The following is a 16,937-nucleotide window of genomic DNA, read 5'->3' as shown; positions in this document are numbered from 1 at the left end:
AACTGTTCGACCTAAGGCTGAACGTTCATCATTTTCGTACGTTTGCGCCATCCTTGGCGGTCTGTACTGCCCATTCCACCATCCTATCTACAGGGAGAAGGTATGCTTAGGTTGGAATAACTCAGTAAATCAGAGGAGTTTGTATGAGCATCCGTGTAGCTATAGCGGGCGTGGGCAACTGCGCTTCCTCGCTGGTACAGGGAGTCGAATATTATAAGGACGCCAAGGATGATGACAAGATCCCGGGCATCATGCACGCCAATTTCGGCGGCTACCGCATTCGTGACGTGGAGTTCGTGACCGCCTTCGATGTGGATTCACTCAAGGTCGGCAAGGACCTGAGCGAGGCCATCTTCGCCTCGCAAAACAACACCTACAAGTTCTGCGACGTTCCCAACAAGGGCGTGGAGGTCCTGCGCGGGCCGACCGGCGACGGGCTGGGCGAGTACTACAAGAAGATGATCACCGAGTCGGATGCCGAGCCCGTGGATGTGGCCCAGGTCCTGCGCGACAAGAAGGTCGATGTGCTGGTCTCCTACCTGCCCGTCGGCTCTGAGCAGGCCGACAAGGCCTACGCCACCGCCGCCATCGAGGCCGGGTGTGCCTTCGTCAACTGCCTGCCTGTCTTCATCGCCTCCGACCCCGAATGGGCCCAGAAGTTCCGCGATGCAGGTCTGCCCATCGTAGGTGATGACATCAAGAGCCAGGTTGGCGCAACCATCACCCACAGGGTCATGGCCCGCCTCTTCGAGGACCGCGGCGTGCGCCTGGACCGCACCTATCAGCTGAACGTGGGCGGCAACATGGACTTCATGAACATGCTGCAGCGCACTCGCCTGGAGTCCAAGAAGGTTTCCAAGACCCGTGCAGTCACCTCCATCGTCCCTCACGACATGGATCCCCACAACGTCCACATCGGTCCTTCCGACTACGTGGCCTGGCTGGATGACCGCAAGTTCGCCTTCGTGCGTCTGGAGGGCACCACCTTCGGTGACGTCCCGCTGAATCTGGAGTACAAGCTTGAGGTCTGGGATTCGCCCAACTCGGCCGGCATCGTCATCGATGCCCTACGCGCCGCCAAGATAGCCCTGGACCGCCATCTGGCGGGTCCGGTGCTGGCACCTAGCTCCTACTTCATGAAGTCCCCCGCTGTCCAGCATGAGGACAACGAGGCCCGTCAGCTGGTCGAGGATTACATCGCCGGCAAGGTGGAGGGCGACGAGAGCGCCCTGGATGCCGATGTCAAGGCCGCCAAGGAGAACGGCAAGGACGTCTGGCACGCCTGAGTAGAACTCCGCCAGTTGCCATCGGGCATCTGATATGGACATGTGGCCGATCCCCCGAAGGAGGGACCGGCCACATGCTGTTTATATGGTTGGTTTGTAGATTTGAATCGGCGGATTGCAGGCATGGTGCCCAACCCAGCCGATTGCTGCTGTTGACCCTCAGACCATGGCCAGGTCAAGCACATTCACTGAGGCCGGATCCAGGCGGACTGTAATTTCACGTCCTTCGGGGATGTCCGAGACATCGGCCTGGCGGGCCCTGACCTGGTTCGGGTCGGATCGGGTGTTGCAGGCATGTGGATCCTGCGTTGAAAGGCTTTGCATGCCCGCAGGACGCACAGGCTCGGGCAGGGTCAATGTCGCTTCGGCGGCCGAGGCCATGTCGGCGTTGACCAGATCCACCATGATGTGTCCGTCCTTGACCGAGGCAAAGACGTGCAGGGAAGGGTTGTCGGCCTCCGGCAGGCTCTGTATCGCGCGGGCCCCCTGGTGGCACCGGTACATCATGAAGACGTCGTAGTTGGGGGTCAGGATGGTGGCGTCGTCCTCGGTCAGGATCAGCGAGTTGAGGACGTTCAGGGTCTGGGCATTGCAGGCCATGGACACCTTGTCGCACCTGGATTGGAGGATATCCAGCGTCAGGGCCGAGGTGACCGCGTCGCGCATGGTCACCTGCTGCCGGAGCGCCGGACGAGCCGTGAAGGCATCGCCATGCCAGTTGCCCCATTCGCCCATGACCAGATCGACCTTTGTCAGCCTGGAATCCATGGTGCTCTCAGGGTGGGGCATGGTGGCCAGACAGGCCTGCATCAGATTCCACTGCTGGTCGATCACCTCACCAAGTTCGAGGGCGCCTTGAATCACCCGATCCCAGCCGTCCTGATCAAACCGGGTGGAAGTGTCGTCGGGATGGTCGATGTTCCAGTTGTAGAAGTGCAGGTCGTAGGCGGCGATGGGCGGCTGGCGGTACTGGGCCAAAGCCTGGAAGAAATCCCTGGTCCAGCGCACCCGTTCCATGGGCTTGTTGCCGTCCGGGCCGCAGGCGATGGGCCGGATCATCGGGGGCTGGTCCCCGTTCTCGGCGAAGGTGGGCATGGCCGAGGCGAACATCCGATAGCGGTCCGCGTACATGGACGGGGTCATCGTCCCCCCGCCGGCCCAGGGCTCGTTGCCCAGACCCCAGAACTTCACGCCATAGGGGGAGGGGTGGCCGTTGGCGGCCCGCATGGCTGACATGGCCGTGCCCGATGGACGGTTGCAGTACTCCATCCAGTCGCGCATCTCGGCCACGGATCCGCTCAACATGTTCACGTTGATCCAGGGTTCGGCGCCAACGGCCTGGCACAGTCTGAGGAATTCGTCGGTGCCGAAGCCGTGTCCGTCGGGTTGGTAGGTGCCGAAGTTCTCGTTGTACCCCACCGGACGCTGATCGCGTGGCCCGACCCCCTGACGCCAGTGGTAGGTGTCGGCATAGCAGCCGCCGGGCCAGCGCAACAGGGGAGGCTTCAGTGCTTTCAGGGCCTTGAGGGCGTCCGTGCGGATGCCGTCGGTGTTGGGAATGGAGGAATCCGTTCCCACCCATAGTCCCTGATCGATGCACTCGCCGAGGAATTCGATGAACTGGCCGTGCAGGTAGGGGCTGATGGTGCCGGTAGTCAGGCGCGGGTCGATGTGGATGCTCACTGTTTGGACTCCTTACTTGATGGTGCGGATGCGGCTGATGAAGATGCAGGCCAGCAGCACCAGGACGATGGCGGTGGGGAAAACCAGCTGGTAGGACTTGGTCACCGAGACGATCAGCGATGTCACCATGGGCCCCACCATCTGGCCCAGGGTGGTGGCGATGTTGAGGATGCCCAGATCCTTGCCGGCCTCCTCGGCATTGGGCAGGACATCCACGTTGAGTGCCTGGTCGACCGACCCATACATGCCGTAGCCGAAGCCGCCGATGGCGGTGAACAGGATCATGCCCAGGGGGCTGTGGATGATCCAGGGCATGGCATAGCCCAGGGCCAGAAGCAGGCTGGCGATGACCACGGGCATCTTCCTACGGCCGATCCTGTCGGAGACCGGGCCGGCACCCAGGGCGGCGATCATGGAGACCACAATCAGCACCAGGGACATGGTCGACATGGTGGCCGCCGAGTCCTTGACGGACTGGCCCATGTAGTCCTGGAGGATGAAGAGCTGGTAGTTGAGGATCATGTAGTAACTGAACAGGAGCAGGGAACGTCCCACGAAGGCCATCCAAAAGTCGGGCGCATGGCGAGGCGGGCGGAAGGATTCCAGAATGGAGCGCAGGCTGCTGCTCAAGGCGGGCATGTCCTTTGATGAGGGCTCCTTGGGCCAGATGACCACTGTGACCAGTCCGGCCACGCCCATGACCATGCCGGACATGATCCAGCCTGGGATCTGCATGGTGATGAAACGGGCGCCGACCAGCGTACCCAGGGAGTTGCCCACCAGATTGCCTGCCGATATGAATGCCGACATGGTGGCCCGCTGTGACTCGGGAACACGGTCGGAAAGGGATGCGACCACTGGCGAGATCATCATGTTCAGGCCGACCATGGCCAGGCAGTAGAAGATGCCGATGGCCCAGACGTTGGCAATGATGCCCATGAGGAAGAGCGAGATGCCGGCTATAAGGCCGCCGGAAACGACCCAGGGGGTTCTGCGGCCAAAGATGGAACGGGTCCTGTCGGACAGGTTGCCCACGATCAGGTTGGACACCAGGGAGGTCAGGGCCGTGGTGGCGTTGAAGACCCCGGATATGGCCACCTTGGACCCCGGAGCGATGTCGGTCAGGCGTTGGGGCAGCAGGACCGAGGCGACGATGGACAGGGCCATCATCCAGAACAGATTGAAAACGAAGAAGGCAATGCAGTATCGGCTTTTAGCTGCGGTGCCGAGCTCTTGCCTGCCTGCTGAATCGGCTTGTGTCATTATCCAACTCCCTCTCTTTCGGTGCGTCTGTGCACAGTGGGGAAGCGCCGTGCTTCCTGTATTGTTTTATATCTTAAATATATGAAATAAGCAAGAGGGCAGGTCATTGTGGGCGGTTCCGTCAAGGGAGCGTCTAGGGAAAGGGGCTATGTACGGCTTAGGACGGTCTGTCGGCCAACGGTATGATGATTCTGATGAGTGATGCGAATAGGAAGACCACCAGTAGGGCGGGCGGAGATCAGGTTGGACGCCTTCCGGGCCGCCCGATTGGCGCCCGCCAGCGGATGGCCCCCGGTGAACGCCGCAGACAGATAGCCCAGGTCGCCGCCCAGATGATCGCCTACTATGGCACCTATGGTGTCTCCATGCAGGCCATTGCGGATGCCGTCGGTCTGACCTTGCCGGGACTGCGTCATTACGTCCGCACGCGCGAGGAGCTGCTCTCCCTGGTCATCCAGGTCTACTACGACCAGGGTTCCTTCACCTTTGGGTCCAAGCCCGGCGAGCGCGATGAGCTGGCCATTGGTCGAGACCGGGAGGGGCATCCCCTCTATTCGCTGCCGGGTTATCTGCGTCGTCTGGTCAAGGAGAACGCCGAGCGTATGGTCCTGGTCATGCTCTTCATGCATTTGGCTGTAGAGGCTCACGATCCGGCTCATCCCGCACACGAGTACTACCGTAATCGCCATGCCCGGATGATCGACTTTATGGATGGGATCCGTTGGAAGCTGCCTGAGCCCTATCGGGATCGGTCGGCCTTCCACCGGTTGATTAGAACCGTTTATTGCACCATGGATGGAGTGCAGATCCAGGCACTGACCAATCCCGACGACGACATGATCGCCCTGTGGACAAAGGCGGAACCCATTCTCTTCCCGTCACCCCAGTGGGATGATTGCCGCTAGAGGGTCGACAGGAATCGGGTGCTGTTTCAGTCCTTGGCGGGGCCTACCAGGGGAGCGATCCGCTTGTCCCAGGCATCCAGGGCCGAGTTGATGACCTGGTGCATGTCATAGTAGGCGTAGGTGCCCAGGCGGCCGCCGAATACCACCTTCGGCTGTTGGGCCGCCAACTGCTTGTACTGGGTATAGAGGGCCCGGTCGTCGCTGGTGTTGATGGGGTAGTAGGGCTCGTCGCCCTTGCCGGCGAAGCGGCTGTATTCCTCCCAGACCACAGTGCGCTCATGGTTCTGCCGGTCGTAGCGTTCGGGGTTGAAGTTCTTGAACTCGATGGCGCGGGTGTAGGGCACGTCAGGATCGGAGAAGTTCATGACCGGGCAACCGAAGTGGTCGTCCTCGTCGTAGCGGCGCTCCTTGAAGTCCACGGTCCGCCACTTGAGCTCGCCCAGACGATAGTCGAAGTAGCGGTCGACCGGGCCGGTGTAGACCACGGGGACCTGTCCCACCAGAGCATCCCGATTCCAGGGCTGGGAGTTGTCGAAGAAGTCGGTTTGCAGACTCACCTGGATGCGGGGGTCGTCGATCATCCGCTCGAACCAGGCCGTGTAGCCGTCCTTGGGCAGTCCCTCCCAGGTGTCCTTGAAGTAGTGGTTGTCGTAGTTGAACCGCACCGGAAGCCGCTTGATGATGGAGGCGGGCAGCTGGGAGGGGTCGGTCTGCCATTGCTTGGCCGTGTAATTCTTGATGAAGGCCTCGTACAGGGGCCGGCCGATCAGAGAGATGCCTTGGTCATTCAGGTTGCTCGGGTCGGTCCCTGCCAGCTCGCCAGCCTGCTCCCGGATCAGTTCCCGGGCCTGCTGGGGGGTGTAGTGGGCGTGGAAGAACTGGTTGATGGTGCCCAGGTTGATGGGCAGGGGGTAGACCTCGCCCTTATGGGTGGTGTAGACCCGGTGGGTGTAGTCGGTGAATTCGGTGAAGCGGTTGACGTACTCCCAGACCTTGCGGTTGGAGGTGTGGAAGAGGTGGGCACCGTACTTGTGGATTTCGGCTCCGGTCTCCTCATCCATGTAGGAGTAGGCGTTGCCGCCGATGTGGTCGCGCACGTCGATTATGCGTACCCGGGCTCCGCTGTGCTCGACGGCCTGCTGGGCCACGGTCAGACCGAACAGGCCAGCACCCACAATCACCAAATCAGCATCCATATCAGCCATTCGTCTTCAGCCATCCATCCCTTGTCGCTGTGATGCCGGGCTATTTACTATCTATTGCCATCGTCCGGCATGATCCGTGATCGACCGCTGGATTACGGCGATCCTGTTGCCTACATGTTAGCGAACAGGTCTGGTCAGGGAAGCTGCGGGCGGCAATATCGACCGAATACGCACCTGACATGGATGGGTCGGCGCTTTCCAGTGGACAAATGGAGCCCGTCTGCTATCATAGTGACTTGCTCTCACGTGGCGTTATGTCACCCAATCCCCCCAGGGCAGGAATGCAGCAAGGGTAAGTGGCCTCTGGCGGGTGCGTGGGAGTTTTCCATGTGTGTCCTGCCCGAGCTGGCTGGAGTCGTGAAAACAACGCGTTAGTCGGACGGGGTGTCGGCTGTCGACCCAGGGGTTGGATAGAGTCTTGAGGTATGACCAACAAGCACAAGCAGGGCGAAGCGCAGCAGACCTGGTACCGGAGCCCGAATGAGCAGACCGAAGAGGATGGCAGTCATATTGACCGGGATCCCTTGACGTCTCGCCCCCGGATTTCAGCCCTGGTCCTGTGCCTGGTCGCCGGCCTGGCCTGCCTGGGTCTGTCAGTTTTGGTTTGGTGGGCGGCCGTCTGGACTGTGCCCGGGCAGACCTATGACGACATGGCCCTGACCAACTTCCGAGGTTTCCTTGACCAGGCGCCCCTGGTCAAGGCCTACCTGGGACTGTTCACCATTCCTTATGTGACTGTGGTGATCTGCGTGGTGCTGGGTCTTGCAGCCCTGGCGGTACTTCTGGTCCGACGCCGGTGGTGGCTGCTTGGCCAGGTTGCGGTTTATGCTCTGGTGGTTTACGGGGCTGCACGCATTCTCAAACGCTTCCTGCCTCGCCCTGTGCTGATTCATGCCCAGGCCTCCGCAGCCAATTCGGCTCCTTCGGGGCACACCATCCTGGCTCTGGCGGTGGTCCTGGCCCTGCTCTGTGTGGTGCCGCGCGTTTGGAGGGCCCCGGTCGCCTTGATAGGGTTCGCCTTTGATCTGTCCGTGGGCTGCTCGCTGGTGCAGGGTGGCTGGCACCGACCCTCAGACGTGATCATGGGCATTCTTATTCCGGCCGGCCTCTGTCTTATTGCTTTGGCCGTTACCCGGGGAAGCGGGATGGATATCCCTGGGACCAGAATGTCATCGGCTTCGATCCAGATTGTCTCCACACTGATGTTGGTTGCGGGGTTCCTGGGAGTTCTCTACGCCTGCTATGTCATCTGGCAGGTCAGTCCTGGTCTGGAGATTGGAGCCCGGTGGACGGCCTATGGGGTGCACTGCTCGGCTGTCATAATGATGGCCTCGGTTCTGTCGCTGACCCTGGGACTGGTTCTGGCAATGAGGCAGATCACGGCCTCGCCTCTGACCAGGATGGGCCTTGTCGGTCGGCCTCCGGCTCCGCCTCAAAATGACTGAAACCAATCCCTGAGCGTACTGAGCACCTCTGATTCATCCACCATCGGACTCAGGGATCCACAGCCGTGCACATAACCCCTTGATTTGCATGGTGACGGAATCTCGTGAGTAAGATGGCGTGCGAAAGACCACAATATAAGGAGAGGCCATGGCATCCGGCAATAAGCTCGTCATTGTTGAGTCGCCAACCAAGGCAAAGAAGATCGGCGGGTACCTGGGCAAGGGCTATACGGTCATGGCCTCAGTGGGCCATATCCGCGACCTGGCCCAGCCATCGCAGATCCCGGCCTCCCAAAAGAAGGCTTACGGCAAGTTCGGCGTAGACGTGAACGATGGTTTCAAGCCCTACTACATCGTGGACGACAAGAAGAAGCACACGGTGTCCGAGCTCAAGAAGGCGCTGAAGAACGCCGACGAACTCTATCTGGCCACTGATGAGGATCGCGAGGGGGAGGCCATCGCCTGGCACCTGGTCCAGACCCTCAAACCCAAGGTGCCGGTAAAGCGCATGGTCTTTCATGAGATCACCCCGGAGGCCATCAAGAATTCGCTCAAGCACACCAGGGACGTGGATGCCCACATGGTCGATGCCCAGGAGACCCGCAGGGTGCTGGATAGGCTCTATGGCTACGAGCTTTCTCCGGTGCTCTGGCGCAAGGTGGGACCGGGGCTGAGCGCCGGGCGTGTCCAGTCTGTGGCGACCCGGCTGATTGTGGAGCGCGAACGTGAGCGCATGGCCTTCGTCAAGGCCTCCTACTGGGATTTACTGGCGCGTCTGATGCAGGAGGATGCCGGGGAATCGGCGTCGTCGAACGGTTTTCAGGCACGGATGATCGGCCTGGGGGAGCAGCGGCTGGCGGTCTCCAAGGACTTCACCTCCGAGGGCAAGCTGACACAGGCCGCTGCCAAGGAGCAGGTCCTGCAGTTGGATGAGCAGGATGCCCGGAACCTGGCTGAGGCGCTGAAGGATCAGGACTTCACGGTGACGGGTATGGAGACCAAGCCCTATCGGCGGCGTCCCCAGCCCCCATTCACCACGTCTACCCTGCAGCAGACGGCTGGCAACCGGCTGGGCATGAGTTCACGGGCCACCATGCGCGCAGCCCAGGGGCTCTATGAGAACGGGTTCATCACCTACATGCGTACGGATTCGGTCACCCTCTCCCAGGAGGCCATTGCCGCTGCCCGCAAGGGGGTCGAGCGTGAGTATGGTGCTGAATACCTTTCGGCTGAGTCCAAGCAGTATGTGACCAAGACCGCCGGCGCCCAGGAGGCCCACGAGTGCATCCGGCCCGCCGGCTCCACCTTTCATAGGCCCCAGGATTTGGCCGACCGTCTGGCTCCTGACCAGCTCAAGCTCTACACCCTGATCTGGCGGCGCACCCTGGCTTCGCAGATGGCCGACGCCACCGGGTCCACGGCCACCATCCGCCTGGCGGCGAAGGCCGGCAAGGAGGGAACGGCCCTCTTCCAGGCTTCAGGCACCGTCATCAAGTTCCCTGGCTTCCTCAAGGCCATGGGCGCAGGCTCTGAGCAGAACGATGAGGATTCATCCCTGCCTCCGGTCCAGCAGGGGGACGTACTTCGTGCTGCCTCGGTAGAACCTGAGGGGCATGAAACCCAGCCGCCGGCCCGTTACACCGAGGCCTCTCTGGTCAAGACCCTGGAGGCCAAGGAGATCGGCAGGCCTTCCACCTACGCCAGCATCATTTCGACCATCATCGACCGCGGATACGTCTACGAGCGTGGCCGTGCCCTGATTCCCTCCTGGTTGGCCTTTTCGGTAGTCGGATTGTTGGAGACCAATTTCCCCAAGTACGTGGACTACCAATTCACGGCACAGATGGAGAACGGTCTGGATATGATCGCCCACGGCAAGGAGCGAGGCAAGGACTGGCTGACTCGGTTCTACTTCGGTTCGGGCCTGGGTGCCGCTCAGAACGCCGACCAGGCCCATCAGGGTCTGCAGGAGCAGGTGGCCCAGCTGGGTGACATCGACGCCCGCAAGATCAACACCATCGAGATAGGCGATGGCCTGCAGGTGAGGGTCGGCCGCTATGGCCCCTATCTTGAGGATACGGCCGACCTGGATGCCGACGGCAACCCCAAGCGGGCCTCACTGCCGCCCACCATGGCTCCGGACGAGCTGACCGTGGCGGCGGGCCATGAACTGATTGCATCCAACGCCGGCGGTCCCCGTCAGCTGGGCAAGGATCCGCAGACCGGCGGTCGGGTCGAGGTGCGTAAGGGCAGATTCGGACCCTATGTGGCCCTGATCAGTCCCGAGGAGGAAGCTTCTGAGCAGAAAAAGCCGACCGGCAAGACCGCACGGACAGCCAAGCAGACTGGTCCTAAGCCCAAAATGGCATCGCTCTTCAAGACCATGGATCCGGATACGGTCACCTTGGAGGATGCCCTGAAGCTGCTCAGCCTGCCCAGGACGGTGGGCAGCATCGAACTGACCGATGCCAAGACGGGAGAAACCAGTCAGGCCACCGTCACAGCCAGCAACGGCCGTTATGGCCCCTATCTGACGGCCACCAAGACAGACGGCGGCACCGAAACACGTTCGCTGACAGACGAGGGGCAGATCTTCACTATCGACCAGGTCGGGGCCAAGGCCCTTTTCGACCAGCCCAAGTACGGACGGCGTTCCCGAAGCGCGGCCAAGCCCCCTCTTCGTGAGCTGGGTACGGACCCTGACAGCGGCAAACCCGTCACCATCAAGGACGGGTTCTACGGCGTCTACATCACCGACGGGCAGACCAACAGGACCCTGCCCAAGCAGTACACGGCCCAGTCCATCGAGCCGGAGGTGGCCTTCCGCCTGCTGGCAGAGAAGCGCGCGGCCGGACCCACCAAGCGGCGCGGCCGGACCACCCGCAAGTCGACTGCCCGCAAGTCGACAACGCGGAAGTCGGCGTCCAGCAAATCTACAGCTGGCAAGTCGGCCACCCGCGCCCGCAAAACCACAAAGAAGACTAAAACTACCAAGACTTCCAGGACTAGGGAGCATCAGGCATGAGCGATGGTTTGTTCATTTCCTTCGAGGGCGTGGATGGTGCAGGCAAAACCACCCAGGTCCAACAAGCGCACAACTATCTGCAGGAACGTGGCCTGCGATCCCTGGTTACCCGCGAGCCGGGCGGCACCCCTGTCGGCTTGACCATCCGGGAACTCGTCCTTCATGGCTTGGCCGCTTTTCCCTCGGTGGCCGTGACCGGGGGCACCGACGTGGTTGACGCCTCCGACGATCTTGCCCCAAGGACCGAGGCTCTGCTCTACGCGGCGGACCGGGCCGAGCATGTGGCCCAGGTGGTGCGTCCGGCTCTGGATCGCGGAGATATTGTGCTCTGCGACCGTTATCTGGATTCCTCAGTGGCCTATCAGGCCGGAGGCCGTGATCTGTCGGAGGACGTGATTCGTCGGCTGAGCCTGTGGGCCAGTCAGGGCCTTATGCCCAAGCGCACCTACCTGCTGGACGCGGATCCGTCCCAGTCCGAGTCGCGTCTGGATCATGAGCCCGATCGGCTGGAGTCGGCTGGCGATGACTTTCAGCAGCATGTGCGTCAGGCATTCCTGCAGTTGGCTCAGAATGAGCCCGACCGGTTCCTGGTTATCGATGCCACCCAATCCATCGACCAGGTCTGGCAGATCATCCAGGACGATTTGGACAAGTTGGTCGAAGGGCGCGAGCCAGATCTGCCACAGGTCGACGATGAACTCCCGGATGTCGATGATGACAATGACGACGCTGACACCCATGACGATGCCGACGCGGATGAATCGACGGCAGGCTATGAGGACGATGAGCAGGATGCCGAGTCGGATTGGACCGAGGCTATGGATACGCCCGATCAGGCACCGGAGGCTGATGCCGACCAGGACGACCAGGACATGGAGGCAGCGACAGTCGGAGGGGATGCTGACGACGATTCGGTTCCTGTAGGTTCCCGCGCTCGGCGGCTGCTCCGGTCCCGACTCCTGCGGAAGACCCGATGAGCGTCTGGGATGCCATTGTGGGCCAGCAGCCCACGGTTGATCTGCTCAAGCGGACGGTGGCCGCTCAGGCGCAGGGTCATGACGAGGTGGCGCAGTCCTGGCTGATCTGCGGCCCGCCTGGATCAGGGCGATCCAATCTGGCCAGGGCTTTCGCGGCGGCCCTGATCAGTCCGGATCAGGGACTGAGCGACCAACCCACCCGCGTCACCCAGCAGGTCCTGGCCGGAACCCATCCGGATGTGACCATACTGTCCACCAACAAGGTCACCATCGGCATCAACGAGGTCAGGGAGCTGATCATGACCTCGGAGCAGATGCCTTCAACCTCGCCTTGGCGGGTCATCATCATCGAAGACGTGGACCGGATGCTGGAGCGGACCACCAATGTGCTGCTCAAGGAGATCGAGGAGCCTGCCGAGCATACAATCTGGCTTCTGTGCGCACCCAGCGCCCAGGACGTGCTGCCCACCATCCGATCACGGACCAGAGTGCTCAACCTGGCGGTGCCGTCCAACACCGCAGTGGCCGATTTCCTGACTGACCAGGTGGGGGTGGACCGGCCCCTGGCCACCAAGGCCGCCCGTCTGGCCCAGGGGCACATCGGCATCGCCCGTCTCTACGCCACCAAAGATCAGGTCCTGGCAGACCGTGATGAGCTGGTAGTGGGCCTGCTGGGCCTTAGACGCGCTTCGGATGCCGTGATCCTGGCTGGCCGGGTGGTGGATGCGGCCCGGGACCAGGCCACTGCCACCGTGGACGATGAGGTGGCCAGGGACGAGCGGGAGTTTCGGCAGATCAACGGTCTTAGGGACAAGGAACGTATTCCCCGTCAGCTTCGTGGGGCCTATCATGCCTTGGGTGGCAAGGATCAGGTTCGCCGTAGGGTCACCAGACTGACCCGGGATGTGCTGGATCGCAATTTAAGCACCCTGTCCAGCGTCTACCGGGATGTGGGCGTCCTGCAGAACGGCGCTGAGGAGAAGGCTGGCCTGGTCAATTTGGAGAATCGGGCGGCAATTGCTGATCTGTCCGTCAGGCTCTCCAGGCAGGGGGCCATTGAACGCATCCAGCTGATTGCCCGGGCTCGCAGGAGACTGGCTGCCAACGGTTCGCCGCTCCTGGTCTTCGAGGCTCTCTTCTGCACTCTGCTGGTCTGAGTATGACACAATTGCCGCAATTGTCGGCCAAGGATGAACTTGACCTCGTCGGCTGGGCGGGCGAGAATCGAATCATGAGGATTATCACTGATTTCGGCACTATTCCCGATCGGTACGCCAAGCGCGCCCCTCAGTCCCTCACGCGCAAGGGACGTCCTGTAGTCTCCTTCCCCTTTCGGCTCGAGGATGTGCCTCGGGAGGCCCGCTACCTGCACTGGATGCTGGTGGACCCTGACTCCGTGCCCGTGTGTGGCTTCCCCTGGATTCACTGGTCCCTGGCCAACCTGCCCGTAGACGCTCTGGCTGCCCTGCAGTCTGATGTGGGCGGAAGCTCCGTTTTGGCCATTCCCGAAGACTTCTCCAGGAATCTGTCTAATCTGATTCCCGGCGTGCCCCAAGGACGTACCTCGGCGGCCTCACCCCTGGTCATGGAGGAGGAGATCGCTGACGACCCCGCCGTGCTTATGCGTTACAACGGTCCTACGCCTCCGGACCGGGTTCATGACTATGTGCTGTCGGTCTGGGCTACACAAGAGGCTCTGCCGGGTCTGGAGGAAGGGTTCTGGCTGAATGCCCTGGCCCATGCCATCCATTCCGCCCAGCCTGTGGCCGCAGCGGCTCGTGCCTGGCTGCCTGCCGATGCATGAGAATTTGATTTAGCGCACATCCTCTGATATTGGGACTGATATTGGGGTTGTCTGGCACTAGAGTGAGGCCATGCCCCAAGTGCGCAGACGGCCGTCATCCCTGTCTGCACACGCAGTCGGGTGGGACAGGGGTCCCCCGACCTTTGGGCTGGTGATGACAGTTGACCGCGACCAGATAAAGGAAGACGTTTACATGCCCTGCACCACGCTTCTGATAGGCAAGCACGCCAGTTACGACGGGTCCACCATCATCGCTCGGAATGAGGATTCAGCCAACGGGGAGTTCCGTCCCAAGCGTTTCGTCCTGGTCACTCCCGACCAGCAGCCCCGACACTACCGCAGCGTGATCAGCCACCTGGAGATTGATCTGCCCAAGGATCCCATGCGTTACACCTCGGTGCCCAACGCCGTGCTCGATCAGGGGCTCTGGGCCGAGGCGGGCGTCAACAGCGACAATGTGGCCATGTCGGCCACCGAGACCATCACTACCAACGAGCGCGTTCTGGGCGCCGATCCGCTGGTGGAGCTCACCCCTGCACAGGGCCGTCCCGGCGATGAGGGCTACCTGGCCGAGGTGCCCGGAGGCATCGGCGAGGAGGATCTGGTCACCATCGTCCTGCCCTATATCCACTCGGCACGGGAGGGTGTCCAGCGGTTGGGCTCCCTGCTGGAGCGCTACGGCACCTATGAGATGAATGGCATCGCCTTCAGCGACGTGGATGAGATCTGGTGGATGGAAACCGTGGGTGGCCACCATTGGATAGCCAAGCGGGTGCCCGATGACTCCTATGTGACCATGCCCAACCAGCTGGGCATCGACGAGTTCGATCTGGACGACGCTTTCGGGGATCAAACCGACCACCTCTGCTCGGCCGACATGCGGGAGTTCATTGCCGACAACCACCTGAACCTGGCTGTGGAGACAGCTTCGCCCTTCAATCCCCGCGATGCCTTTGGTTCCCATAGTGATTCAGACCATGTATACAACACGCCTCGCGCCTGGTACATGCAGCGTTTCCTCAATCCCTATGACGAGATTTGGGATGGGCCGGACGCCGATCATGCTCCCACCAGCGACAACATCCCCTGGTGCCGCCAGCCCGAGCGTCTGGTTACAGTGGAGGATGTCAAATACTTGCTCAGCTCCCACTATCAGGGCACGCCCTACGATCCTTATGGGCGGACCGGCGACGAGCACACCAAGGGGCTCTACCGGCCTATCGGCATCAACCGCAACGACCAGCTGGCCCTGATCCAGCTGCGCCCCTACCGGCCTGAATCCTGCCGGGCCATCCAGTGGATGTCCTACGGGTCCAACGCCTTCAATGCCTTGGTTCCCTTCTATGCCAATGTGGAACGGACGCCTGATTATCTCGCCAACGCTACGGATCGTGTCTCCACCGACAGCCTCTACTGGTCCGATCGGTTAATTGCTGCACTGTGCGACTCGGCTTTCGCTGGCACTTCAGCTGCAGTCGAACGCTACCAGCAGAGCGTTGGAGGCGAGGGCCATCGTCTGATCGCCGCTGCGGATGAACAGGTGGCCAGGCTGGAGGGCGCCGATAAGGGCACGGATAACCCCGAGGTCCGCCAGGTGCTGGAGGCTGCCAATCAGGACATGGCCGACCGTCTGCGCAAGGAGACCGACGACCTGCTGAGCCAGGTGCTCTATACGGTCAGCATGGGCATGCGCAACGGCTACCACCTGTCCGACAACTGAGCCATCCGATTGACAAGGATCATAAAGGAGGAGAGCCTCATGACGGGCTTCGACGATTACGTCAGGCCGTACGGCCTGTTTGACAAGATCGACGCCTTCGGCTACCTGAAGGATCTGCAGGATCATCCGGATATGCCGCGCAAGCATGGCCGGGTGCTGCTGGTTACCGCAGACACCCCGCTCAAGGCTTCGCGAGGGGAGGGCAAGACCACGACCACCATCGCCCTGATCGACGCTCTGCGCGCCCGGGGGGTGGACGCCGCAGCCGTCCTGCGTCAGCCCAGCATGGGCATTACCGCTGCCGGGTCCAAGGGTGGCGCCTCCGGTGGCGGCAAGTCCTCCCTGACTCATCCCGAGCTGGTGGACTGGGGTCTGTGCGGGGAGATGGCGGCCATCGAATCCGCCCAGAACCTCTTGGTCTCCTTTGCGGAGAAGGCTGTGGACGAGGGCCGGTTGGACACCGTCCTGGTGCCCCGCGTCAGTGAGGTGCCCTCACGGTCCTTGCGGCAGATCACCGTGGACCGAGGCAAGGGCGACCTGCCTGAGCGGACCGTGCTCACTCCCACCTGTGAGCTCATGCAGATTGTGGTGCTCTCCCGGAGCATGGAGGAGATCGAACGGCGTGTGGCCGCCATGATCGCAGGGACCTTGGATGGCCGTCCGGTCACCTTCGGTGAATTTGTGGACCTTTGGCGTATCACCGGCATTCTGACAGACGCGGTCAAGCCAGCCTTCACTCAGACCTTGGAGGGCTCTCCGGTCTATGTGCATGGCGGGCCATTCGCCAACGTTTCCATCGGCATCCCCAGCCTGGTGTCCGTGGAGATGGCCTGCGCCAGGCACGATGTGGTCGTCGTCGAGGCAGGCTACGGAGCCGATGCCGGCGCCCAGAAGTGGCTGGACATCGCCGCCCGCGAGTATGGGGCCCAGTGGCCGGCCGCAGCCGTGGTCGTCACCCGTGCCACCACCTGGCGGGACGATCCCAAGCTGAGCTGGCGCTACCCCTTCCACGTGCACCGTCTGGAGGGACTGGGCATCCCCACCTTCCCGCTGATCAACCTCTGGGAGGGTGAGGACGACCAGGTGGATTCCCTGCGACAGACCGCCGACGGCCTGGGCTTCCGCAGGCCCATCGCGGGCAATCTCTTCCGTGACGGGGGCAAGGCCCTCGAGCCTCAGCTGGACGATCTGATCAAGGCCTTGCAGGAGCCCGTGAACGCCCAGGCGGATACAGCCAGCCTGCATGATATGTCCGTGCCGGATCGGATTCGCTGGATCGCCCAGAGCGCCTACGGTGTGCCGGCTGATCGGGTCGTTGAGCGTGAGGGCTTCCAGGACAGCCTCCAAGCGGCCTCCGACCTCTGCAACAAGGCAGGCATCTCCCTCGACGATTTGGTGGTGGTGGCGGTCAAATCGCCGGCTACCATGACCGACGACGACCGGGCCGACCAGGACAAGCGCACGGTCACTCTGAAGAAGGTCGAGGCCCATACGGGCGCCGGCCTCCTGCAGGTGAACCTGACTACTTCCCTGACCACGCCCATGCCCAAGATCGTCTGAGCAACCTATGCATGGATTCGACAGGTCTGTGACGCGCCGTGTTGCGGGCCTGCCGAAACCGTGT

Annotated in this window: 11 protein-coding genes, 1 other RNA gene and 1 pseudogene; 10 read left to right on the top strand and 3 right to left on the bottom strand. The window is 61.9% G+C overall.

Annotated features, from left to right (window positions below; translation table 11 throughout):
* Positions 1-143 precede the first annotated feature (143 nt).
* Positions 144-1,286 (top strand): inositol-3-phosphate synthase, encoded by a 1,143-nt coding sequence (locus H3S97_RS02815; protein ID WP_029678243.1) that lies wholly within the window; start codon positions 144-146, stop codon positions 1,284-1,286.
* A gap of 159 nt (positions 1,287-1,445) precedes the next feature.
* Here the strand turns inward: H3S97_RS02815 and H3S97_RS02810 are convergent, their stop codons facing one another.
* Complete coding sequence (locus H3S97_RS02810) at positions 1,446-2,969, bottom strand: alpha-N-arabinofuranosidase (protein ID WP_198219543.1); 1,524 nt, start codon at positions 2,967-2,969, stop codon at positions 1,446-1,448.
* 12 nt (positions 2,970-2,981) lie between these two features.
* On the bottom strand, positions 2,982-4,232 hold the full coding sequence (locus tag H3S97_RS02805) for an MFS transporter (RefSeq protein WP_198219542.1): 1,251 nt from the start codon (positions 4,230-4,232) through the stop codon (positions 2,982-2,984).
* Between the two features lie 194 nt (positions 4,233-4,426).
* On the opposite strand from H3S97_RS02805, the gene H3S97_RS02800 reads away from it, so the two are divergent.
* On the top strand, positions 4,427-5,137 hold the full coding sequence (locus H3S97_RS02800; protein WP_198178373.1) for a TetR/AcrR family transcriptional regulator: 711 nt from the start codon (positions 4,427-4,429) through the stop codon (positions 5,135-5,137).
* 26 nt (positions 5,138-5,163) lie between these two features.
* On the opposite strand, the gene glf is transcribed toward H3S97_RS02800, so the two are convergent.
* Complete coding sequence (glf, locus tag H3S97_RS02795; RefSeq protein ID WP_198178372.1) at positions 5,164-6,342, bottom strand: UDP-galactopyranose mutase; 1,179 nt, start codon at positions 6,340-6,342, stop codon at positions 5,164-5,166.
* A 236-nt stretch (positions 6,343-6,578) separates the two neighbouring features.
* Here glf and ffs point away from each other — a divergent pair.
* The 8 genes and pseudogenes from ffs to H3S97_RS02755 all read left to right on the top strand — a co-directional run bounded on the left by ffs (position 6,579) and on the right by H3S97_RS02755 (position 16,873).
* Positions 6,579-6,669: signal recognition particle sRNA small type (gene ffs, locus H3S97_RS02790), an RNA gene on the top strand.
* A 98-nt stretch (positions 6,670-6,767) separates the two neighbouring features.
* A complete protein-coding gene (locus H3S97_RS02785) occupies positions 6,768-7,787 on the top strand; it encodes a phosphatase PAP2 family protein (protein ID WP_198219541.1) in 1,020 nt (339 codons plus the stop codon).
* 148 nt (positions 7,788-7,935) lie between these two features.
* Positions 7,936-10,812 (top strand): type I DNA topoisomerase, encoded by a 2,877-nt coding sequence (topA, locus tag H3S97_RS02780; protein ID WP_198219540.1) that lies wholly within the window; start codon positions 7,936-7,938, stop codon positions 10,810-10,812.
* Positions 10,809-11,462 (top strand): annotated as a pseudogene (gene tmk, locus H3S97_RS02775) (dTMP kinase); the annotation flags it as partial. The gene topA and the pseudogene tmk, both read left to right, overlap by 4 nt.
* Before the next feature lie 323 nt (positions 11,463-11,785).
* Positions 11,786-12,946, top strand: coding sequence for a DNA polymerase III subunit delta' (locus H3S97_RS02770; protein ID WP_198219538.1), 1,161 nt, complete (start codon positions 11,786-11,788; stop codon positions 12,944-12,946).
* Between the two features lie 74 nt (positions 12,947-13,020).
* Entirely contained in the window at positions 13,021-13,593 is a 573-nt protein-coding gene (locus H3S97_RS02765; RefSeq protein WP_198219537.1) for a YbhB/YbcL family Raf kinase inhibitor-like protein, read from the top strand.
* Positions 13,594-13,786: 193 nt separating this feature from the next.
* The gene (locus tag H3S97_RS02760; protein WP_198219536.1) at positions 13,787-15,313 is read left to right on the top strand and encodes a C69 family dipeptidase; all 1,527 of its coding nucleotides are present in this window, start codon (positions 13,787-13,789) and stop codon (positions 15,311-15,313) included.
* Positions 15,314-15,352: 39 nt separating this feature from the next.
* Positions 15,353-16,873: a formate--tetrahydrofolate ligase gene (locus H3S97_RS02755; protein WP_198178361.1), complete on the top strand. Its 1,521-nt coding sequence runs from the start codon at positions 15,353-15,355 to the stop codon at positions 16,871-16,873.
* Positions 16,874-16,937 lie beyond the last annotated feature (64 nt).

Source organism: Bifidobacterium choladohabitans, from assembly GCF_016102005.1.
GTDB lineage: Bacteria > Actinomycetota > Actinomycetes > Actinomycetales > Bifidobacteriaceae > Bombiscardovia > Bombiscardovia choladohabitans.
Note: the sequence above shows the minus strand (reverse complement) of the source record. Positions and strands in the feature narration are given on the sequence as shown.

Coding starts and splice junctions, on each gene's coding strand:
- H3S97_RS02805 (WP_198219542.1), bottom strand. CDS start 4,232: ATGACACAAGCCGATTCAGCAGGCAGGCAAGAGCTCGGCACCGCAGCT.
- H3S97_RS02785 (WP_198219541.1), top strand. CDS start 6,768: ATGACCAACAAGCACAAGCAGGGCGAAGCGCAGCAGACCTGGTACCGG.
- topA (WP_198219540.1), top strand. CDS start 7,936: ATGGCATCCGGCAATAAGCTCGTCATTGTTGAGTCGCCAACCAAGGCA.
- H3S97_RS02765 (WP_198219537.1), top strand. CDS start 13,021: ATGAGGATTATCACTGATTTCGGCACTATTCCCGATCGGTACGCCAAG.
- H3S97_RS02800 (WP_198178373.1), top strand. CDS start 4,427: ATGAGTGATGCGAATAGGAAGACCACCAGTAGGGCGGGCGGAGATCAG.
- glf (WP_198178372.1), bottom strand. CDS start 6,342: ATGGCTGATATGGATGCTGATTTGGTGATTGTGGGTGCTGGCCTGTTC.
- H3S97_RS02770 (WP_198219538.1), top strand. CDS start 11,786: ATGAGCGTCTGGGATGCCATTGTGGGCCAGCAGCCCACGGTTGATCTG.
- H3S97_RS02760 (WP_198219536.1), top strand. CDS start 13,787: ATGCCCTGCACCACGCTTCTGATAGGCAAGCACGCCAGTTACGACGGG.
- H3S97_RS02815 (WP_029678243.1), top strand. CDS start 144: ATGAGCATCCGTGTAGCTATAGCGGGCGTGGGCAACTGCGCTTCCTCG.
- H3S97_RS02755 (WP_198178361.1), top strand. CDS start 15,353: ATGACGGGCTTCGACGATTACGTCAGGCCGTACGGCCTGTTTGACAAG.